Here is a 21362-nt window from a genome sequence, read left to right as displayed (position 1 = left end):
GACGGCGGGATCTCCGGACCGGATCGACCGCTTCGAGATCCCGGGTCGAACCCGGGATGACGTTCTCGGCGTCTGCCGTACCCGCATCGCCCTGCTCCGACTTCTCTCACTCGGTTCGAAACCACTCGGTTCGAAACCTGTGAAGGAAGCCGAAGCAGGGCGATGTCGTCTCAGGGACGGCACGGTCTGTTTTCATGAAAATCTCAGGACGACCAGAATCGTCCGCCACAAGGCACTTCACGGCCGCCTTTGGAGCGACATAGAGGTCTGGACCGACGACGGGTTTGCCATCGCCTGACGGAACAGTTAACGTTCCTCTCAGCTTCGGCTCAGGTTCCACTCAACCGGCTCTCAGCCAAGCTCCCTGTCCACGTTCCTGGAGGCTCGTCCATGTCCGTCCGCAAATCTGCGTTGTCCGTCGGTGTCACCGTTGCCGCTTCGCTGGCCCTGGTGGTAGGCCCCGCCGCTCCCCAGGCCGGTGCCGACACGACGACCCCGCCGACCACGTCGGCCAGCGCCACCAAGCCGACCTCGGTGAACCCCAACCCGCCGAAGAAGCAGACCAAGGCCCAGAAGCTGAAGGCCAAGGCCAATAAGGCGATCAAGGCCGCGAAGACCAAGCTCAAGAAGGGCCAGTACGTCTGGGGCGCCGCCGGCCCGAACAAGTTCGACTGCTCGGGCTTCATGCTCTGGACCTTCCGCAAGATCGACATCAAGCTGCCGCACTCCTCGCGCGCCCAGTCGAAGAAGGGCGTCAAGGTCGCCAAGAAGAACCTCAAGCCCGGCGACCTGGTGTTCTTCTACAGCCCGGTCAGCCACGTCGCCATGTACATCGGCGACGGCAAGATCATTCACGCGCGCAACACCCGCGATGATCTGCAGATCTCGAACCTGAAGAAGTACGGCCACTACCACTCGGCCCGTCGCGTCATCCGCTGACGCTTCTCCCCCACTCAGCGCTCGTCTGACTAGTGACCGCTCGCCGAATTCGGCGAGCGGTCACCACTTGGGCGAGCGTTTCGGTGTTGGAGCGGCGGAAAGCGCCGCCAGCAGGTAGCACCCCGGCTCTAGTCCAGGAGGTCGCGGACGACTGCGTCGGCGAGCAGCCGGCCCTTGCGGGTGAGGCGTAGGCGGGCGTCGGCAAGGGGTCTCGACAAGCTCGACCAGCGGTGGTCGGGCACGCTCGACCGGAGGTTGTTGACCTCGGGCTGGCTCGACCAGCGGTCGTCGGAGCCCACCTCGATCAGGCCGCGCGCGAGCAGATCCGGCACCCGTGCCCGCTCGGACGCGGTGAGCACGCTCAGCTCCAGCCCCTCGCCCAACCGGGACTCCAGCAGCACCCGTTCGACCCGGCGAGCGTCGGCGTCCAGCAGCTCACGGGCGGCGGCCGGGCTGTGGCCCTGCGCCAGTACCGCGCTGTAGCGCCGCGGATGCTTCACGTTCCACCACCGGACGCCGCCGACGTGCGAATGCGCACCCGGTCCGACGCCCCACCAGGACGCACCCCGCCAGTACGCCAGGTTGTGCCGGCACTGATGACCCGGCCGGCTCCAGTTGCTCAGCTCGTACCAGCCCATGCCGGACGCCGACAGCAGGTCGTCCGCCAACTCATAGCAGTCGGCCTGCAGGTCGTCGATCGGCGCCGGCAGGTCGCCGCGGCGGATCTGCGCGGCCAGCCGGGTGCCCTCCTCCACGATCAGCGCGTAGGCCGAGACATGGTCGGGCGCCAAGGCCAGCGCGGTCTCCAGGGAGGCCCGCCAGTCGTCCAGCGACTCCCCCGGCGTGCCGTAGATCAGGTCGAGGCTGACCGAGCCGAAGCCGGCCGCACGCGCCCAACCGACGACGTCCGCGACGCGTCCGGGCGTGTGGCTGCGCTCCAATACCCGCAGCACGTGACCACGGGCCGACTGCATGCCGAACGAGATCCGGTTGAAGCCACCGGCGACCAACGCCTCCAGGTAGCCGGCATCCACCGATTCGGGATTGCATTCGGTGGTCACCTCAGCGTCGTCCGACAAGGGGAAATGCTGCCGGGCGGCAGCCAGCAGGCCGACCAGTTCGTCGGCTGCGAGCAGGGTCGGGGTGCCGCCGCCGACGAAGACGGTGTCGACCCGACGCTCGCCCAGCACTCCGGCGGCCAGCGCGAGCTCGGCCTGTGTGGCGTCCAGGAAGGCCTGACGGGACGAACCGGGCGCCGAGCCCAGTTCCGCCGAGGTGTAGGTGTTGAAGTCGCAGTAGCCGCAGCGCGTCGCACAGAACGGCACATGCAGATACAGCGAGACGGGTTCATCGCCCAGTTCAGTGAGTGCCGACGCGGGGAGGGAGCCGTCGGCGGGCGCCGGATCCCCGGCGGGCAGCGCGGAGGGCATCAGGGCAGCTCGAACGGCAGTCGCTGGCCATCCAGCGCACGGCGGCAGGAGCAGGTCGCCGTCTCGTCCGGCTCCGGTTCGGGCAACGCCGCGATCACTCGAACCAGCATCGCCTTCAGCCGCTCGATATTGCCGGCGAAGACCTGCATCACCTCGGCGTGCGACACCCCCGGCCCCTCCACGCCGGCGTCCGCGTCGGTGACCATGCAGACGGTGCTGAAACACATCGCGAGTTCGCGCGCCACGGACGCCTCGGGCATGCCGGTCATGCCGACCACCGACCAGCCGGCCGCGGCGTGCCAGCGCGATTCGGCGCGCGAGGAGAACCGCGGACCGTTGATCACCACCAACGTGCCGCGGTCGACAACCGGCTCACCGGCAGCAAGCAGGGCCGTCCGGCCGCGCGGACAGTACGGGTCGGCGAACGAGACGTGCACGACCGGGCCGACGGCGTCCCAGACGGTGTGCGCGCGGCCCCAGGTCCGGTCGACCACCTGGTCGGGAACCACGAACGTCCCCGGGGCCAGCTCGGGTCGCAGCCCGCCGACCGCGCACGGGGCCAGCACCTGCCGGACGCCGACCGAACGCAGCGCCCACAGGTTGGCCCGGTAGTTCACCCGGTGCGGCGGGAACTGATGCCGGAAGCCGTGCCGGGGCAGGAAGGCGACCCGCCGTCCGGCCACTTCGCCGATCGCCAGCGGGGCGCTCGGTTCGCCGAACGGGGTGTCGATCTCCACCGTGTCGGCGCCGGCGAAGAAGTCGTAGAAGCCCGATCCGCCGATGATCCCGATATCCGCGTGCACCCGGAGACTCTACGTCGAAGCGGCGCCGCCGAAGGGCACGGCCGAGGTGCGATCAGAGACGACCGGACGCGTCCGGCGGAAGTATTGACGCACGGCTGGTCGAGACCACCCTCGGATCGAGCGCCACACCAGGGCTTCGCCACCGCACCGCGAGCGGACGGCTGGATACTCTGAGGAGGCGTTCAGGCCGGTGGGCGCCTACCGAGCTGAGGAGCCTCCCTTGACGTTGCGCCGAGTGTTCGTGACCGCCCCGCCACGCCTGATCGCCGCCGTCGTCGCCGGAATCGTCGCCGGGTTGGTCGGCGGACTGACGGGGCCGGCCCTGGGCGTCATCGTCGGGGTCGCGGTCGCCGCGACCACGTTCGTGGTGCTGGGGTGGCTGATCCTGTGGCCGATGGACGCCGCAACGACTCAGAGCCACGTCCGGCGGGAGGAGTTCCGGCCACTCGCCGACGAGCTGATCGTGGTCGGGGCCACCCTGTGCGGCCTGGGCGCGATCGTCTCGCTGGTGGTCGCCGGCGGCGGGGCGGCCGGCAGCATCCTCGGCGCGATCGGGGTGCTGGGCGTGTTCATGACCTGGGGGGCACTGCATCTGATGTACGCCGTTCGCTACGCCTTTCTCTACTACGCCACCGGCGTCGACAAGGCCATCGACTTCAACTCCGACGAGCACCCCACCTTCCGCGACTTCTTCTACTTCAGCTACAACCTCGGGATGACCTACCAGGTCTCGGACACCGCCGTCCAGAGCGCGGCGGTGCGTGCCGTGGCGCTGCGCCACTGCTTGTTCTCGTACGTGTTCGGCCTGGCCATCCTGGCCACCACGATCAACCTGGTGACCGGCGCGCTGACCAGCTGAGAGGCGCCGAACCATACGGTGCCCCTCGACAGAACGGACGCGCCGGCCGAGTCGGCCGACGCGTCCGGAGTGTCCGTACGAGAGGTCTACGAACCGGCCGCCTTGTTGGCCGCGTCCTCGGCCTTCTTCAGACCAGCCGCGACCGGCGTCCGGCCGAGGAAGATCTCATCGAAGATCGGCTTCCAGGCGTTGAACGCCGCGCCGTAGTTCTCACCGGCCGGCGCCGGGATCGACGGCAGCTTGCCCTGGGCCGCGAACTGCGACGGATCGACGTTCTTGGCCTTCCAGAAATCGGCGAATGCCGGCTGCGCGCTGACCACTGCGGGTATGGCCGTGCCGGTCGAACCCAGGTACTTCGCGCCGTCGGTCGAGCCCATCCATTGCAGCACCTTCTTGGTGGCGTCCAGATTCTTGCTCTTGGCGTTGCCCGCCGCGATGATCGAGTTCACCACCGAGACCGCACCCTTCGGCCCGGCGGGCAGCGGTGCGATCCCCCAGTCGAATTTGGCGCCGTCGGAGACGTTCTTCAGGTTGTACACACCCGACTGGAACAGTGCGATCTTGCCCTGCAGGAACTGGTCACGAGTGAAGTTGTCGTTGCCGTTGGTGTTCGACGCCGCGGGTGAGACCTTGTACTTGTTGATCAGGTCGACGATGTATTGGAACGCCTCGGTGGACTCGGGCGAGGCGAACACGAACTTGCCGGAGCTGTCCTGGAACTGACCGCCGTTGGAGCCGATGAAGTTGTAGTAGATGCCTTGCAGGTCCTGCGCGGCGGAATAACCCCACTGCTTGGGTTTGGCGCCGTTGAACCCGCTCTCGTCACCACGCTTGCCGTTGGCGTCCACGGTGAGCTTCTTGATCAGCGGCAACAACGTGTCAGCGCTGCCGCCATCGGGCGCCCAGGTCAGACCGGTGAGCTGTTCCGGCGTGACTCCGGCATCGGCGAGCAGTTTCTTGTTGTAGTAGACGGCGATGCCGCCATCGGTGGTCTGCGGAACGCCCCACAACTTGCCGTCACGGGTGTACTGCTCGATCGCAGCCGGCACCCAATCGGCTTTCTGCGCCTCGAAATCGGAGCCGATCTCGAGCAGCGAGCCCGAGGTCACATAGGGCTGCAGGTATGAGCCGTTCATCATGAAGATGTCCTCGGCGTTGTCACCGCTGACATCGGTGCGCAGCTTGGTGAAGTAGTCGGCCCAGGGCACCAGCACGGTCTTCACCGCGATGGTGGGGTTCTGCTTGGTGAACTCCGCGAACGAGGCGTCGTAGGCCTTCTGCCACTGCTCATCCCACATCCGCACGGTCACGGTCGTCGTGGCTCCGCCGGTGCTTGCACTGGGTTGCGACTGGGCCGGCGAGCAACCCGCCGCCCCCAGAGCCAGCGCGGACGCCACCGCTGCGACCAACGTCCGGCGACCCAACTTGTGTGCCGATCTCACAGAATCCTCCTCGGTTCGGTTCTTGCCAATCATCACATCAATAGCCGCAGACGGCGCTCACTTGAAGCCCGTCAGCGAGATCGAGTTCACGATGGTTCGCTGGAAGATGGCGAAAATCACCAGCAACGGCGCCATCGCGACGGTCGTGGCCGCCATCACCAGCGTCCAGTTCGCGTTGTACTGGCTCTGCAGGTTGGCCGTGGCGACGGTGATCACCTGCCAGTCGCGTCCGGTGGTGATGATCAGCGGCCACATGAAGTTGTTCCAGTGCGTCACCACCGTGATGATCGCCAGCGTCGCGATGATCCCCCGCGACATCGGGGCGACGATCTGCCACAGGATCCGCCAGTCGCCGGCTCCGTCGATGCGAGCCGCGTCGATCAGGTCGTCCGGAATGCTGCGGAAGTGCTCACGCAGCAAGAACACCGCGTACGGCGAGCCGAACAGGAATGGCAGCACCAAGGCCCAGAAGGAGTTCCGCAGGCCGGTCTGCACCATCATCGTGTACAGCGGAATGACGATCACCACCTGGGGGATCATCAATGTGGCCAGGTACAGCCAGAACAGTGCGTCACGGCCTGCGAACCGCAGCTTGGCGAACGCGTAGGCGGCCATGATCGAGAAGATCAGTTGACCGGCCAGGATGACCACCACGACCTGGGCGGTCACCGCGATCGGCGAGATGAAGCTGTAGTCGCCGCTGAACAGCGTCGTGAAGTTCTCGGTCGTCACCGGGTTGGGCAGATTCAGCGACGGCTCGGACGCGAACTGCAACGGCGACTTGAAGGCCGTCATGAAGCTCAGTGCGAATGGACCCAGAGTCAGCAGGGCTCCCGTGATCAGCACCAGGTAGGTGAGCAGGTCGGCCACCGGCTTGCTCAGCGACGCTCGGCGACGCACGCCGGCGCGCGACTCAGCTGAGGTCATAGGTGATCCTCCCCGCGAAGTACCGCTGCTGCAGCAGTGTGACGATCACCAGGATGGCGAACAGCACCAGCGCCATCACCGATGCCCGGCCCAGGTTGAAGGCACCCTGGAACGCCTCCAGATAGATGCGGCTGGCGATCACGTCGGTGGTGCCCTCCGGGCCGCCGCGGGGGGTCAACGCGTAGATCTGGTCGAACGCCTGGAACGCCGAGATCACTCCGGTGACCAGCACGAAGAACAGCGTCGGCCCGAGCAGTGGCAGCTTGATCTGCCAGAAGACCTGCCAGGCGTTCGCGCCGTCCAGTTGGGCCGCCTCAATGATCGGTTCCGGAATCGCGGCCAGTCCGGCCACGAAGAACAACGTGGTGTAGCCGACCTGCGACCAGATGGTGACCGCGGCCACGGCCGGCATCGCCAACGTCGGGTCGGTCAACCATTCGACGTCCAGGCCGAGCAGGTTGTTCAGCGCACCGTCGTAGGGGGCGAGGATCCACTTCCACACCACGCCCAGCGCCAGCGGCGCGCAGATCCACGGGATGACGTAGATCACCCGGAACAGTCCCGATCCGGGTAGCCCGCGGGACAGCAGCACCGCCAGGAACAACCCGAGCGCGGTCTGCAGCGGGATCACCGAGAGGACGAAGATCACCGTGCGTAGCATCGAGTTGCCGAAAGTCGGGTCACCGAGCACGTCGATGTAGTTGTCGAGCCCGACGAAACGCATCGGGGTGAGTAGATCCCAGCGGTTCAGCGACAGCCAGATCACCACGAGAATCGGGAACAGCAGGAACAGCGCCAACCCGAACAGGCTCGGGGCCAGCAGCAACCCGGCCAACCGGCCGTGTCGCATGCGCCCGCCGGTCCGCTGAGCACGTCGGGTGGGCATGGTCGGAGCCTAGTTCCCCTCGAGCCATCCGGCCAGGCCTGGTTGAGTTTTGAAATAGGCGATCGGACAAGGACGTTTGACGTCTCAGCGAGTTGCCGAAGCAGTCCCGCAACAAGGGCCGGCCAACGTCATCCCGGGCGCACGCCGAGCCCCCCGCGGCGGGCCGCGTGCACACCACACCCCCGGTCGAGTCCGCGATAGCGCGGCAACGACGTGCAACCACATAGGCTTCGTCGCGTGAAACTACGCACCGGCGCACTGCTGGCACCGTTGACGATCGTGCTGCTGACCGCGTGCGGCGGCAGCCCTGCCCCTTCGACGTCCGTGGACGCCGCGCCCACCGGATCGGCCTCGGACGGCTACCGGATGGCCGACGTTGCGCAGCACAACACGCAGCAGGACTGCTGGGTGGCGGTCGACGACAGCGTGTACGACGTCACCTCGTGGATCAGCCGGCATCCCGGCGGCCCGGACAAGATCCTTCCTTTGTGCGGCACGAACGCCACCTCCGCGTTCCACGGCCAGCACGGAGATCAGGAGAAGCCCAACACCCAACTGGCTTCCTTCCGGATCGGCGCGCTGCTCGACTGACGGCTTGGCCGGACTGGGCAGACTGGCTTCATGAGCAGTTCTCTCGCGGTCCGGTCGAACGCGCCGGTGGCACCCCGGCAGGCCGCAATCGTGGTCGGGATCGGGGTGGCACTGCTGTGGCTGATCGAACTGGTCGACCAGATCACCCGCGGCTCGCTGGACGCCCTGGGAATCCACTCGTGGCAGGTCTGGTCGTTGCCGTCGATCTTTCTCGCGCCATGGCTGCACGCCGACTGGGCGCACCTGAGCGCCAACACGCTGCCGTTCGCGGTGCTGGGCTTTCTGGTGATGATCGGCGGCGCCGTCCGGGCGGTGCTCTCCACACTGTGGTCGGTGGTGGTCAGCGGGTTGTCGGCCTGGCTGCTGAGCGCACCGAACACGATCACCATCGGCGCCAGCGGGCTGATCTTCGGCTGGCTCACCTACCTGCTCACCCGTGGACTCTTCGCCCGCAACGGCAAGCAGATCCTGCTCGCGGTGGTCATCTTCGTCGTCTACGGCGGCATTCTCTGGGGCGTCTTCCCCACTCAGGCAGGGGTGTCCTGGCAGGCACATCTGGGCGGCGCGATCGGTGGCGTCCTGGCCGCCTGGTCGTTGCATCGGCGTCGGACGGCGCGTGCTCACGGCTGACTCACAGGTTCATCACAGGGGTGGGAGCCGCCGACCGGTATTGTTGACACGTCAATAGTCCAGCTGGCACCCCCAGCCGACCGAGGAGCTTGACCGGTGTACGACTTCTTCGGCCTCCCGCTGCACCCCCTGGTCGTGCACGCGGTGGTGGTGCTGCTGCCGCTCTCCGCACTGGGACTGATCGCCTGCATCGTGTTCGGACGGCTCCGCCGCGGCTACGCGGGCCTAGCGCTGCTGGGCATGGTCGCCGGCACCGCAGCCGCCTGGGTGGCGATGCTGTCCGGGCACGCCCTCGCCGACCAGGTCGGCACGCCTGCCGCGCACATGGCCTGGGGCGAGTGGCTGCCGCGGGTCGCCACCGCCACCCTGGTCGCCGCAGCCGTGTGGTACTTCCTGCAGCGCGGCAAGGCCGAGCCCGACAACCTGGTCAAGGGCCTCGGCATGCTCACCGCACTGCTGGCGGCGGTCAGCGTGGCGCTGACGGTGGTCGTCGGGCACAGCGGCGCCACCGCGGTCTGGTCGGGCACCGGGGTGACGCCGACGTCCGCCGGTCCGACAGCCTCGGCCAGCGCCCAGCCGTCCGCCACCGGGGACGCCTCGCCGAGCAGTTCGGCGTCCGCGAGCACCCAGCAGAGCTACACCCTGGCCCAGGTGCAGCAGCACAACACGGCGGGCGACTGCTGGGCCGCGATCAACGGTGGCGTCTACAACCTGACCGACTGGATCAGCCAGCACCCCGGCGGCCCCGAGCGGATCACCCCGCTGTGCGGCACCGACGCCAGCGCCGCTTTCAACGCCCAGCACTCAGGTCAGAGCAAGCCCGAAAGCACGCTGACCCGGTTCTACCTCGGCGAGCTCGCGTCCTGATCGCGGCCGCCGCCACCCGCCCGAGCCTGCCTCGGCATCAGGCCCTGCCCAACTACTTCTTGGACGTCTCACCGGTGGACAGCGCGGCGACGAAGGCCTCCTGGGGCACCTCGACCCGGCCGACCATCTTCATCCGCTTCTTGCCTTCCTTCTGCTTCTCGAGCAGCTTGCGCTTACGGGTGATGTCACCGCCGTAGCACTTGGCCAGCACGTCCTTGCGAATGGCCCGGACCGTCTCGCGGGCGATCACCCGTGAACCGATCGCGGCCTGGATCGGCACCTCGAACTGCTGGCGCGGAATTAGTTCCTTGAGCTTCTTCGACATCGCCACACCGTAGGAATAGGCGGCGTCGGTGTGCACGATCGCGCTGAAGGCGTCCACCGGGTCACCGTGCAGCAGGATGTCCACCTTGACCAGCTTGGCGACCTGCTCGCCGGCCTCGTCGTAGTCCAGCGAGGCGTAGCCCTTGGTCCGTGACTTCAGCGCGTCGAAGAAGTCGAAGACGATCTCGGCCAACGGCAGCTGGTAGCGGATCTCGACTCGGTCCTCACTGAGGTAGTCCATGCCGGTCTGGACGCCGCGGCGCGCCTGGCACAGCTCCAGGATGGTGCCGATGTAGTCGGTCGGGGTGAGGATGGTCGCCTTCACCACCGGCTCCCACACCTCGGCGACCTTGCCCTCGGGATATTCCGACGGGTTGGTGACGACGTGCTCGGTGCCGTCCTCCATCACCACCCGGTACACCACGTTCGGCGCGGTCGAGATCAGGTCGAGGTTGAACTCGCGCTCCAGCCGCTCGCGGACGATCTCCATGTGCAGCAGGCCGAGGAAGCCGACCCGGAAGCCGAAGCCGAGCGCGCCGGATGTCTCCGGCTCGTAGGTGAGCGCCGCGTCGTTGAGTTGCAGCTTCTCCAGGGCCTCACGCAGCTCGGAGAAGTCCGCGCCGTCGATCGGGTACAGGCCGGCGTACACCATCGGGTTCGGCTGCCGGTAACCGCCCAGGTTCTTGCTCGCCGGACGCCCCGCCAGCGTCACCGTGTCACCGACCCGGGACTGCCGGACGTCCTTCACCCCGGTGATCAGGTAGCCCACCTCGCCCACACCCAAACCCTTGGACGGCAGCGGCTCCGGGCTGATCACGCCCACCTCGAGCACCTCGTGGGTGGCCTTGGTGGACATCATCAGGATCCGCTCGCGGTGCGCCAGCGAGCCATCGACCACCCGGACGTAGGTGACCACGCCCCGGTAGGTGTCGTAGACGGAGTCGAAGATCAGCGCCCGGGCCGGTGCCGCCGGGTCACCGACCGGGGCCGGGATCTGCTCGACAATGGCATTCAGCAGTTCGGTCACACCCTCGCCGGTCTTGGCCGAGACCCGGAACACGTCGTCGGGATCGCAGCCGACCAGGTGGGCGATCTCGGCGGCGAACTTCTCCGGCTGGGCGCTGGGCAGGTCGATCTTGTTCAGCACCGGAATGATGTGCAGGTCGGCGTCCAGCGCCAGGTACAGGTTGGCCAGGGTCTGCGCCTCGATGCCCTGAGCGGCGTCGATCAGTAGGATCGCCCCCTCACAGGCGGCCAGCGACCGGGATACCTCGTAGGTGAAGTCGACGTGGCCAGGCGTGTCGATCATGTTCAGCACGTAGTCGGCGCCCTCGACCTGCCAGGGCATCCGCACCGCTTGGGACTTGATGGTGATGCCGCGCTCACGCTCGATGTCCATCCGGTCCAGGTACTGGGCGCGCATCGAGCGCGCGTCGACCACGCCGGTGGACTGCAGCATCCGGTCGGCCAACGTCGACTTGCCGTGGTCGATGTGCGCGATGATGCAGAAGTTCCGGATGCTCTCCGGGGGCGTGGCGCCGGGGCGGGGTCCGCTCATTCACCTGTCCTGTGTCTGGTCCGACCTGTGTCTGGTCCGAAGCGTCACTCTACCGATCGCGCGAGCGATCGGCCGACCTCGCTATCTGGGCCGTCGGCGACCTCGGCACGGCACCCAGTAGGGTGCGCAACTGTGACTGCGCCACTTCATCCGAATTTTCGCCCCATGTTCGACATCGTGCTGGCTCGCAACCCGGGCGAGTCGGAGTTCCATCAGGCCGTTTACGAGGTGATGCAAAGCCTCACGCCGCTGGCCGGCGACCGCCCCGAGTACGCCCAGTGGTCGATCCTGCAGCGGATCTGCGAACCCGAGCGGCAGATCATCTTCCGGGTGCCGTGGGTGACCGACGACGGCCAGGTGGAGATCAACCGCGGCTTCCGGGTCGAGTTCAACTCCGCCCTCGGCCCGTACAAGGGTGGCCTGCGGTTCCATCCCAGCGTCAACCTGTCGATCATCAAATTCCTCGGCTTCGAGCAGACCTTCAAGAACGCGCTCACCGGCATGCCGATCGGCGGCGGCAAGGGCGGCTCGGACTTCGACCCGAAGGGCCGCTCCGACAACGAGGTGATGCGGTTCTGCCAGTCGTTCATGACCGAGTTGTACCGGCACCTGGGCGAGTACACCGACGTCCCGGCCGGCGACATCGGCGTCGGTGGCCGCGAGATCGGCTACCTGTTCGGGCAGTACAAGCGGATCACCAACCGCTACGAGTCCGGGGTGCTGACTGGTAAGGGCGTCAGCTGGGGCGGCTCCCGGGCGCGCACCGAGGCGACCGGCTACGGCACCGTGCACTTCGCCTCGGCGATGCTCGGCGTCCGCGGTGAGGACTTCGGCGGCCGCAGCGTGGTCGTCTCCGGTTCCGGCAACGTCGCGATCTACGCGGTCGAGAAAGCGCAGGAGTTGGGCGCCAAGGTGCTCGCGGTGTCCGACTCGTCGGGCTATGTGGTCGACTCCGAAGGCATCGATCTCGAGGTGCTGAAAGACGTCAAGGAGGTGCGCCGCGGCCGGGTTTCCGACTACGCCGAGGCGGTCGGCTCCCGGGCCCGGGTGGTCACCGAGGGCTCCGTCTTCGACGTGCCGTGTGACGTGGCACTGCCCTGCGCCACCCAGAACGAGGTGGACGAGAAGCAGGCCAAGATCCTGGTCGACAACGGCGTGAAGCTGGTCGCCGAGGGCGCCAACATGCCGTGCACCCCGGCCGCGGTGTCGCTGCTGCGCGAGGCGGGTGTGCTGTTCGCGCCGGGCAAGGCGTCCAACGCGGGCGGTGTCGCCACCAGCGCGCTGGAGATGCAGCAGAACGCCAGCCGCGACGCCTGGGACTTCGAGACCACCGCCGGACGGCTCGAGCAGATCATGCACGACATCCACGATCAGTGCCTGGCCACCGCCGAAGAGTTCGGCAGCCCCGGTGACTACGTGGTCGGCGCCAACCTGGCCGGCTACATCAAGGTCGCCGACGCCATGGTCGCCATGGGCGTCATCTGAGTTCAAAAGGCCGCGGGTCGAGACCGATCGCCCTTGGTCGAGACCCAGCCACCGTTGGTCGAGCTTGTCGAGGCCCATTCCCCGCTGACAAGAGGTTTCGACAAGCTCAACCAGCGGAGGGTGCGATGCTGGCGAAATCTCAGAGTCCTCCCTCGACGGGTTTCGACAGGCTTAACCAGCGGTAGCGGGCGACTGCCGCGTAGGGTGCGGTCATGACGCTGGCCAGCACGGGAATCCCCGGCCTGGACGACACCATCGACCACCTGCGCATCGGTGACAACGTGGTCTGGCAGGTCGACTCGCCGGCCGACTTCCAGGCTGTCGCCGCGCCGTTCGTTGCTCGCGCCCGTGCCGATGACCGCCGGCTGGTCTACCTGAGTTTCGGATTGCGTCCGCCGCTGCTGAAGGATCTGGACGCCGTCGAGGTGCACACCGTCGATCCGAGCGTCGGCTTCGAACGGTTCGCGATCGCCACCCATGAGTTGCTGGCCGAGATCGGCCCGCACGGCTTCTACGTGGTCGACCCGCTCACCGACCTGCACCAGGCCTGGCATTCCGACCTGATGGTGCTGAACTTCTTCAAGGCCACCTGCCCCTACCTGTTCGAGCTCGACACCATCGCCTACTTCCCGCTGCTGCGGAACCGGCACACCTACGCCACAGTGGCCGGCATCCGCGAAACCACCCAGGTGCTGCTCGACCTGCACCGCATCGACGACGCCCTCTACGTGCATCCACTGAAAGTGTGGCAGCGGCACTCCCCCACGATGTTCTTCCCGCACCGGCTGGACGGCGGGCAGGCGATCTCGATCACCTCGTCCGCGACCAGTACCCAGCTGTTCTCGTCGCTGGCCAGGCGGATCGACCCACCGGACGTCTGGCAGCGGATGGTCGAGGACGCCTGGGCGGCGCTCTCCTCGGACGCCGCGGCACAGCAGGCGGCACGCACCATCCTGCTGGCTGTGCTGGTCGGTGGTCGTGGCCGGATGGCCGAGTTGTGCCGGCGCCGGCTGCGGCTGGTCGACCTGCTCGCGGTGGCGTCCCGGCTGGTCGGCACCGGACGGATCGGCGGCAAGGCGCTGGGCGTGCTGCTGGCCCGGGCGATCCTGGAACAGTCGGCGCCCGAACCTGACTCGGCGTTCGGACCGGACGGCGTCGCGGGACGCCTCGAACCACACGACTCGTTCTTCCTCGGCAGCGACGTGTTCGTCAGTTTCCTGGTCGCCAACGGCTGGTGGCGGGACTGGACGGCCCACCGCGCCGAGGACGACGGCGGCCGATCCGCCGAGGCACTGCATGCACAGATCCCCAGCGGCAGCTTTCCGCGCCGGTTCCGGGAGGACTTCCTGCAGGTGCTGGAGCACTTCGGGCAGGCGCCGATCATCGTCCGTTCCAGTTCGCTGCTCGAGGACGACTACGGCAACGCCTTCGCCGGCACCTACGACAGCGTGTTCTGCGCCAACCAGGGCACGCCTCAGGAGCGGCTGGCCGCCTTCGAGGACGCCGTCCGCACCGTCTACGCCAGCGCGGTGAGCCCGCAGGCGCTGCGTTACCGAGCCGACCGGGGCCTGCTCGACCTGGACGAACAGATGGCCATCCTGGTGCAGCGGGTCTCCGGCGATCTGCACGGCGAGCTGTTCTTCCCGCTGGCCGCCGGGGTGGCCAACTCGTCCAGCCTGTACGTGTGGGACGCCACACTGCCCGATGCCGGCATGGCACGCCTGGTGGTTGGCCTCGGCACCCGAGCCGTCGACCGGACCGGCGGAGACTTCGCCCGGATCGTCAGCCTGGCCGCGCCGAACGCCAACCCGGCACCGGCGGACGAGTTGGGTAGCTGGAGCCAGCGGCGGGTGGACGCGCTCGACCTGGCCGGCAACGCGTCCGTCACGCTGCGGGTGGGGGACGTCCGCGCCCGGGCGTCCGACCTGGACTGGTCGCTGGTGGCCAGCCCGGACGCCGCGGCGGCCCGCCGACTGCGCGAGCTCGGCCGCCGCGGGCATGGAGTGCCCGAGGTGATCGACTTCGGCACGCTGCTGCGCGACACGGACTTCCCCGTGCTGTTGCGGACGATGCTCGCGCGGCTCGCCGGCACCTACGACCATCCGGTGGACATCGAGTTCACCGTGAACCCCGACCGCGCGGGCCGGGTGTCGCTCAACCTCGTCCAGTGCCGCCCGTTGCAGACCCGCGGGGTCGGCGGAGCTGTCGGCGTCCCCGAGGTGGTGCCGGAGCGTTGCCTGCTCTCCACCGCCGGAAACTTCATGGGCGGCAACGCCCGGCTGCCGATCGAATGGGTGGTGCTGGTGCGCCCGGACGCCTACCTGGCGCTGGGCGAACCCGGCCGGTACGCGGTAGCCCGCCGGATCGGCGCCCTCAACCGCGTACTGGACGGCACCGCACTGCTGGCGGGTCCCGGACGTTGGGGAACCTCAATGCCGGCGCTGGGCGTGCCGACCCACTTCAGCGACCTGAACCGGTTCACCGTGCTGGTGGAGACCACCTACGCGGCGGGCTCGTTCCGGCCGGAGTTGTCCTACGGAAGCCACTTCTTCCAGGAGCTGGTCGAGACCGGCATCTGGTACGCCGCGCTGTTCGACGACCGCCCCGGGGTGTCGTTCCAGCCCGGACTGGTCACCTCGCTGCCGAACCGGCATGCCGAGCTGTGCCCCGAGGAACCATGGCTCACCGAGGTCGTCCACGTCGCCCACACCCCGGGCCTGATCCTGCACGCCGATGTCACCGACCAACGCATGGTCGTCCAATGGACCTGAGCCCAGCCGGCCGGGCGTCTTCGCTGGTCGAGCGTGCCGCGCCCCGTTGGCCGAGCTCATCGAGACCCCGGCGATGACGCAGGCACTCATCATCCGGGCTCGCCCCGGGAGGAGATCCCGCCGAATTCCCACCGCGCAGGAGCCCGCGGCACCACAGGGATGTCGGCGCCGAAGCGGTCCGCTTTGCTGACCGGGAGCGCGCTTTGATAATGTGAGTGGTCGCGCCTGCTGTGGGCGCGCATCATCGTGAGCACCCAGTACCGAAGAGGCATGCCCTGTGGCGAACATCAAGTCCCAGATGAAGCGCATCAAGACGAATGAGAAGGCTCGTCAGCGCAACAAGGCCGTGAAGTCGACCCTGCGCACCCATGTGCGCAGGTTCCGCGAGGCTGCCGAGGCCGGCGAGACCGAGAAGGCGCAGACCCTGGCGAGGACCGCTTGCCGCGCCCTCGACAAGGCCGCCTCCAAGGGCGTCATCCACCGCAACCAGGCCGCCAACCGCAAGTCGGCCATCGCTGCGCAGGCCGCCGCTCTCTGAACTGAATAGCCAAGCGCCGCCCGTTCGTTCGGGCGGCGCTTGCGCGTCCCCTCAGACGCTTTCCCCCGGCCCCCCTTCGCACGTCCCGGAGTCTTCGCACGTCCCGGAGCCGGCGCCACGCCCCTCGACGATTCTGAACGAATTGCGTCGATCCTGAGAATGTGATTAGGTTTCTCAGACAGTTCAGGGCTGGCGGTGCCGCCGGACCCACTGGGCTCCGGGAGTCCACAGAGCAACGGGGAAGAATCATGAGCAATCGCACGCGCTTGGCCATCTCGGCCGCCACGGCGTCTGTCACGCTGGCGCTGGCCGCCGGCACGTTCGCCGTCGGCACGACTCCGGTCAGTTCGGGTGTCGTCGAGTCACAGTCCGCCGCCGTCCAGCAGACGACCTCCACCGCGCTGCTCAGCGGCAACGCCCCGAAGGCCAAGGTGCACAACTACAAGCGCCTCACCAAGAAGGCGAAGAAGGTCGCCAACAAGGTGCGCAACGACTGGCGGGCGATCAAGTCGATCGGCGGCTGGCGCGCGGGCAGCAGGTATTCCGGTGACCATCCCGGGGGCCGCGCCATCGACGTGATGATCCCGAAATGGAAGAAGAACTCGAGGCTGGGCTGGTCCATCGCCAAGTACTTCGCGAAGAAGAAGAACGCCAAGAAGTACAAGATCCACTACGTGATCTTCCGGCAGAAGATCTGGACGGTGCAGACCCCGCGCTGGCGCAAGATGGCCAACCGCGGCGGGGCCACCGCGAACCACTTCGATCACGTACACGTCTCGGTCAAGCGCTGAGATCTCAAGACCGGGGGACGCGCCAATCTCCCCCGCACGCGAAGCCCGTCCGCGCGGTCGTCCCCCCGCCGCCGGACGGGCTTCGCCTTTCCCTGCCTGATTGCCCGCCGCCGCTGATCGATCTTGTCGAGATCCATCCCTGAGAGGTCTCGCAAGCTCGACCGACGGATGGGTCTCGACAGCTCGACCGACGGATGGTCTGGCATTCAGTCGGTGGACGAATGCGCGCCTAGACCCGGCCCGACGTCTGACGTGCCCGGCCCCGGTGCTCGATGACGCCCAGCACCAGCATCTCCAGGGCGAAGCCGGCATCGCCGGCCGCTCCCTTGACCTCGGCGTCGGCGCGGGCGGCGAGCTGGATAGACGCCGCGATACCGGACGCCGTCCAGCCGCGTGCCTGACGGGCCAGGTCTTTCAGTTTCCACGGCGGCACTCCGACCCGGCGGGCCAGATCGGCGTCGCGCAGGCGCTCGTCGCGGGCGTCGAGGTACTTGCCGAGGTTGCGCAGCGCCGAGGCGACAGCGCTGGTCAGCAGGACCGGCGCCACACCGGTCTCCAGAGCCCAGCGCAGGCTGCCCAGCGCCGCCTCGCGATTGCCGTCGAGGCAGTGATTGGCGACCGCGAAACCAGTGGTCTCCGCCCGGCCGGCGAAGTAGCGCTGCACATCGGCCTGGGTGATCACCCCTTCGGTGTCGGCGAGCAGCTGGGTGACTGCGGCGGCCACACTGCGCAGGTCGCTGCCGACGGCGCTCACCAGAGCCTCGGCGGTGGGCCGGTCGACCCGGCCGTTCTGGCGGCGCACTTCTGCTGTGACGAACTGGGGAAGTTCCCAGGCCTTCACCGCCGGTGCGTCCACTTGGGTGACCTTGGCTTTGCGCAGCCGGTCGAGCAGCGCTTTGCCTTTGGCGCCGCCTTCGTGGACGAGGATCAGGGCCAGGTCGTCACCGGGGTCGGACGCCAGGGCGACCAGGTCGTCCGCCACGTCGGCGGGCAGTTCCGCCAGTTGCTCGACCACGACCACGGTGGCCTCCGAGAACAGCGACCCGGTCGCCAGTTCGGCCAGGCCGCCGCGATCCAGTCCGCCGGCCGGCACCCTGCTGACGGTCGCGTCCGGATGAGCCTGGGTCGCCTGGCCCACCAACTGCTGGACGGCACGCTCGGCGAGGAGGCTTTCAGGACCGTGAATCAGCGTCACGGTCGCGAACGGCGCGGTCATGGGCTCAGCATGCCATCCGCCACCGACATCAACCGGTCGGGCCCGCTCACCGCTGGGTGGTGATCAGCAGCGAGCCGTCCACCCGGCTGATCGCCACGGCTCCCTGCTGATCGGTCCGAGCGACCCGCATACCGAGACTCTGGACGGCACGCTGGGTGCGCACCGCCGGATGTCCGTAGTCGTTGTCGGCGCCGACGCTGAACACCGCCACCGTGGCTTTGCTGGCGGCCAGGAACTCGGGCGACTGGTGACCGGAACCGTGGTGCGGCACCAGCATCACGTCGGCGGTGAGGTCCGCTCCCGCAGTGAGTGCGTTGCGCTGCCCGTCCTCCTGGACGTCGCCCGCCAGCAGCACCCGCAGGCCGCCGACCGAGGCCCGCAGCACCAGTGAGCCATCGTTCTCGGCAGCCGATTCGCCCTCGTTGCTGCCGGTCGCGAAGGGAGACGCCCGCACCGCCAGCACCTCCAGGCTCACGGCGCCCGCCCGAACGACGTCACCCGGCCTCAGAATGGTCAGCCCAACGCCACCGGCCGCTGTCCTCACCAGGTCGAAGCCGGACGCGGGGGTGGTCGCCGCGGACACCGCCACGGCCTCCGTCCGATTCCCCTCGACGGCTACCGCGGCGCCGGTGATGTGGTCGGCGTGGAAGTGAGTGAGAACCACCAACGGCACCATCTCGACACCCAGCCCGTCGATGCAGCTGCGCAACTTCGCCGGGTCGGGCCCGGTATCGACCAGCGCCGCGGCCCGCGGACCGACTCGCAGCAGGGTGGCATCACCCTGACCCACATCGCAGAACACCACCGACCATTCCGGCGGCGGCCAGCCGGGTGGACTCGGCGGCCGGAGCAACGCGAGCATCAGCAGCAGACCGGCAGCGCTCGCCCACACCCTGCTGCGCAACAACCGGGGCATCACCAGCACCAAGCCGACACAACCGCCGAGCACCAGCGTGACCCCGACCGCATCGGCCGGCCAGGCGACCGCCGCTGCCGGGAACAACTCCCCCAGCCGAGCGATCCAACACAAACCCTGAGCACACCATCCGGCACCTGTCGCGCAGACGGCGGCGACCGGCAGCAGCGGCACCGCGACCGCTGCGGCAAGGAATCCCAACACGGTCGCAGGACCGACCAACGGGCCGGCCGCCAGGTTCGCGATCAGACCCGCAAGGCTGATCTGGCCCGACAGTAGGGTCACCAGCGGCTGCGTGGCGAGCTGAGCGGCCAGCGGCGTCGCCAGCCCCTCGGCGAGCGGACGCGGCAGCCAGCGGGCCAGCGCATCGGTCCACGGTCGTGACCATGCCACGATCCCCGCGCTGGCCAGCACCGACAATGCGAATCCCGCCGACCGGGCCATCCCCGGGTCGACGAAGACGATCACCACTACGGCCACGCACAGCGCCCGGACAGCCTGACCGCCCCTGCCACCGGCCCCCAGCGCCACCAGCCCGACCAGACCCATGGCCGCGGCCCGCACCACGCTCGGCTCGGAATGGCACAACAAAACGAAGCCCACCACACCCACACCGAGCAGCCCTCGCAGCCACCAGCCGGTCACTCCGCAACTGCGGGCCACCGTTCCCAGGAAGGCCAACAGCAGCGTCAGGTTGGCGCCCGAAACTGCGGTCAGATGGGTCAATCCAGTGATCTTGAACCGGTCGACCAATCCGCTCGGCATCGCCGAGGTGTCGCCGACGACCAGGGCCGGCACCAGGGCGCGTGGCTCCGGGTCGAGGTGGGCGGCACTGGCTCGCAGTCCGGCTCGGACCCGCTCGATCGCGGCGTCGAGCGGCGCCGGCGGTGTCACGACGACCGGTGGTTCCCGGGCCCGCACCATGACCGATACCGCCTCACCGGGCTCGGCCTCAGCCAGCCGGACGGTGGCCCGCACCCGGGTTCCCGGGGCGAGGGCCGCCCACGACGTCATCGCACCGCCGCTGGCACTCACCCGGACCATCGCGGCGCTGCGCAGTCGTTCACCGCGCATCTCGATGCTCTCCAGCCGAGCGCTGCTCGACCACCACGGCGGACGGACGCCCTGTCGCTCGCCGACCCGTGCTGTGCCGGCCACCGTCAACTCGGCCACACCGACCGCCTGCTCCTGCGCGAGCCGGGTCAGCGGGTCGTGTCCGCGCGACCACCATCGCGCCCATCCGATCAGCATGCAGGCCAGCACGACCAGGGCGATCGCGGCGAGCGCCCATGAGCGTCTGCGCCACGACAGTGCTGCGCAGGCACCGCCGGCCACCGCACCCAGGGTGAGCCAGCCGGTGTCCCCGGCGGTCGCGATCCACATGCCCACCCAGGCGGCAACCGCAACGGGTACCAGACGGAAGTCGACCGGAGCCGGCGGGGTGGGCGGCTCAGACTCGGACATGGGGTGCGATCTCCGCGTAGCTCTTAGGACCGATGCCGTCGATCTCCTGCAGCTCTGCCGGCGACCGGAAGCGGCCGTGCGCGGCGCGCCAGGCGAGGATCTTCTGCGCCGTGACCGGGCCCACCCCGGGCAGGGCGTCGAGTTGCTCGGCGGTCGCGGTGTTCAGGTCGATCTTGCCGGTCGTGCCAGCGCCGGCCGCACCGCCGCTCCCGCCTCCGCCTCCGCCTCCGCCAGCGCCGCGCACCTGGCTGCCCGTACGACCGATGATCAGCTGCGCCCCGTCGGCGACCGGTGCGGCCAGGTTGAGATCACCCGGCCTGGCCCGCCGGGTCAGCCCACCCGCCGCCACGAGGGCGTCCTGCACTCGTGCACCCTCCGGCAGTTTCACCACCCCGGGCCGGCGCACCTCACCGAGCACGTGCACCAGCAGCTGTGTCGTCGCCGTCGGGCCGGGTGTCGGGGACGCCGCGCTGATCGCTACCGAAGGCTGGGCGGCCGCCGCCACCGGAACCGAACGCGCCTGCATCAGGCTGTATCCGCCCCACAGCACCCCGCTCAGCACGACGATGCCCACGACGATCAGATGCTCACCGACGAACTGACGCACCCGTGGCGCCCACGCCATCAGCGGTGCCCGGCTACGGGCCGCAACGGGAGGATCGGGTTCGGGATTGTCGCCGGCAGGTACAGCCAGGACGGGCCGCCGCTCGGGCTCTGTTGCCGGCGATGGCGGCGAGATCTCATCGGTGTCGACGCCGCGCCGCGGCGGGATCTCGGCGAGCAATGCCTCCAGGCGCCGCCTGACCACCTCGGAGAGGTCATCGGCCGATCGATCTCTGCGCACCATGTCCTCACTGTGGGCCGCTGCCCAGAGATTCGGTCAAACTGGTTCGGGCTCTGTGGATAACTCGGACGCCCGCTCACC

At 68.4% G+C, this 21362-nt stretch carries 19 protein-coding genes; 10 read left to right on the top strand and 9 right to left on the bottom strand.

Annotated elements, in window-relative coordinates:
* The coding region (locus tag Q0066_RS12605; protein ID WP_298133404.1) for a hypothetical protein at positions 1-298 on the top strand (298 nt) is incomplete at its 5' end.
* Between the two features lie 92 nt (positions 299-390).
* A complete protein-coding gene (locus Q0066_RS12600; protein WP_298133402.1) occupies positions 391-939 on the top strand; it encodes a C40 family peptidase in 549 nt (182 codons plus the stop codon).
* A gap of 128 nt (positions 940-1067) precedes the next feature.
* Here Q0066_RS12600 and hemW read toward each other — a convergent pair whose 3' ends face one another.
* Both hemW and Q0066_RS12590 read right to left on the bottom strand, forming a co-directional pair.
* On the bottom strand, positions 1068-2369 hold the full coding sequence (gene hemW / locus Q0066_RS12595; protein ID WP_298133401.1) for a radical SAM family heme chaperone HemW: 1302 nt from the start codon (positions 2367-2369) through the stop codon (positions 1068-1070).
* The gene (locus tag Q0066_RS12590; protein ID WP_298133400.1) at positions 2369-3172 is read right to left on the bottom strand and encodes an S-methyl-5'-thioadenosine phosphorylase; all 804 of its coding nucleotides are present in this window, start codon (positions 3170-3172) and stop codon (positions 2369-2371) included. Before Q0066_RS12590 ends, hemW begins: the two co-directional genes overlap by 1 nt.
* A 220-nt stretch (positions 3173-3392) precedes the next feature.
* On the opposite strand from Q0066_RS12590, the gene Q0066_RS12585 reads away from it, so the two are divergent.
* On the top strand, positions 3393-4031 hold the full coding sequence (locus Q0066_RS12585; RefSeq protein ID WP_298133399.1) for a DUF1345 domain-containing protein: 639 nt from the start codon (positions 3393-3395) through the stop codon (positions 4029-4031).
* An 86-nt stretch (positions 4032-4117) separates the two neighbouring features.
* Here Q0066_RS12585 and Q0066_RS12580 read toward each other — a convergent pair whose 3' ends face one another.
* Genes Q0066_RS12580 through Q0066_RS12570 form a run of 3 tightly spaced genes read right to left on the bottom strand, consistent with a single transcriptional unit; the run spans position 4118 to position 7286 of the window.
* Positions 4118-5473, bottom strand: coding sequence for a sugar ABC transporter substrate-binding protein (locus Q0066_RS12580; RefSeq protein ID WP_298133397.1), 1356 nt, complete (start codon positions 5471-5473; stop codon positions 4118-4120).
* 57 nt (positions 5474-5530) lie between these two features.
* On the bottom strand, positions 5531-6400 hold the full coding sequence (locus Q0066_RS12575) for a carbohydrate ABC transporter permease (RefSeq protein ID WP_298133396.1): 870 nt from the start codon (positions 6398-6400) through the stop codon (positions 5531-5533).
* Positions 6387-7286, bottom strand: a complete 900-nt coding sequence (locus Q0066_RS12570; protein ID WP_298133395.1) for a sugar ABC transporter permease — start codon at positions 7284-7286, stop codon at positions 6387-6389. The genes Q0066_RS12575 and Q0066_RS12570 overlap by 14 nt, the downstream gene beginning before the upstream one ends.
* A gap of 237 nt (positions 7287-7523) precedes the next feature.
* On the opposite strand from Q0066_RS12570, the gene Q0066_RS12565 reads away from it, so the two are divergent.
* The 3 genes from Q0066_RS12565 to Q0066_RS12555 all read left to right on the top strand — a co-directional run bounded on the left by Q0066_RS12565 (position 7524) and on the right by Q0066_RS12555 (position 9374).
* On the top strand, positions 7524-7877 hold the full coding sequence (locus Q0066_RS12565) for a cytochrome b5-like heme/steroid binding domain-containing protein (RefSeq protein WP_298133393.1): 354 nt from the start codon (positions 7524-7526) through the stop codon (positions 7875-7877).
* A gap of 30 nt (positions 7878-7907) precedes the next feature.
* Positions 7908-8507 carry a rhomboid family intramembrane serine protease gene (locus Q0066_RS12560; protein WP_298133391.1) on the top strand — a complete coding sequence of 200 codons (600 nt, stop codon included), beginning with the start codon at positions 7908-7910 and terminating at the stop codon, positions 8505-8507.
* Positions 8508-8603: 96 nt separating this feature from the next.
* Positions 8604-9374 (top strand): cytochrome b5-like heme/steroid binding domain-containing protein, encoded by a 771-nt coding sequence (locus tag Q0066_RS12555; RefSeq protein WP_298133390.1) that lies wholly within the window; start codon positions 8604-8606, stop codon positions 9372-9374.
* Positions 9375-9426: 52 nt separating this feature from the next.
* Here the strand turns inward: Q0066_RS12555 and lepA are convergent, their stop codons facing one another.
* A complete protein-coding gene (gene lepA / locus Q0066_RS12550; RefSeq protein ID WP_298133388.1) occupies positions 9427-11256 on the bottom strand; it encodes a translation elongation factor 4 in 1830 nt (609 codons plus the stop codon).
* Positions 11257-11421: 165 nt separating this feature from the next.
* Here lepA and gdhA point away from each other — a divergent pair, with 165 nt between their 5' ends.
* From gdhA to Q0066_RS12530, 4 genes are all read left to right on the top strand, one after another.
* A complete protein-coding gene (gdhA, locus tag Q0066_RS12545) occupies positions 11422-12741 on the top strand; it encodes an NADP-specific glutamate dehydrogenase (protein ID WP_298133386.1) in 1320 nt (439 codons plus the stop codon).
* Between the two features lie 212 nt (positions 12742-12953).
* A complete protein-coding gene (locus Q0066_RS12540) occupies positions 12954-15512 on the top strand; it encodes a PEP/pyruvate-binding domain-containing protein (protein ID WP_298133384.1) in 2559 nt (852 codons plus the stop codon).
* Between the two features lie 277 nt (positions 15513-15789).
* Positions 15790-16050, top strand: coding sequence for a 30S ribosomal protein S20 (gene rpsT / locus Q0066_RS12535; protein ID WP_298133382.1), 261 nt, complete (start codon positions 15790-15792; stop codon positions 16048-16050).
* Between the two features lie 248 nt (positions 16051-16298).
* Positions 16299-16841, top strand: a complete 543-nt coding sequence (locus tag Q0066_RS12530; RefSeq protein WP_298133380.1) for a hypothetical protein — start codon at positions 16299-16301, stop codon at positions 16839-16841.
* 229 nt (positions 16842-17070) lie between these two features.
* Here Q0066_RS12530 and holA read toward each other — a convergent pair whose 3' ends face one another.
* Genes holA through Q0066_RS12515 form a run of 3 tightly spaced genes read right to left on the bottom strand, consistent with a single transcriptional unit; the run spans position 17071 to position 21284 of the window.
* Complete coding sequence (holA, locus tag Q0066_RS12525) at positions 17071-18057, bottom strand: DNA polymerase III subunit delta (protein ID WP_298133378.1); 987 nt, start codon at positions 18055-18057, stop codon at positions 17071-17073.
* A gap of 46 nt (positions 18058-18103) precedes the next feature.
* Complete coding sequence (locus Q0066_RS12520; RefSeq protein ID WP_298133376.1) at positions 18104-20437, bottom strand: ComEC/Rec2 family competence protein; 2334 nt, start codon at positions 20435-20437, stop codon at positions 18104-18106.
* Positions 20424-21284: a helix-hairpin-helix domain-containing protein gene (locus tag Q0066_RS12515; RefSeq protein WP_298133374.1), complete on the bottom strand. Its 861-nt coding sequence runs from the start codon at positions 21282-21284 to the stop codon at positions 20424-20426. The genes Q0066_RS12520 and Q0066_RS12515 overlap by 14 nt, the downstream gene beginning before the upstream one ends.
* Positions 21285-21362 lie beyond the last annotated feature (78 nt).

Origin of the sequence: Micropruina sp. (assembly GCF_027492755.1) — a bacterium.
Classification (GTDB): domain Bacteria; phylum Actinomycetota; class Actinomycetes; order Propionibacteriales; family Propionibacteriaceae; genus Micropruina.
The sequence above is the reverse complement of the archived record's forward strand: the minus strand, read 5'-3'. Positions and strand labels throughout refer to the sequence as shown.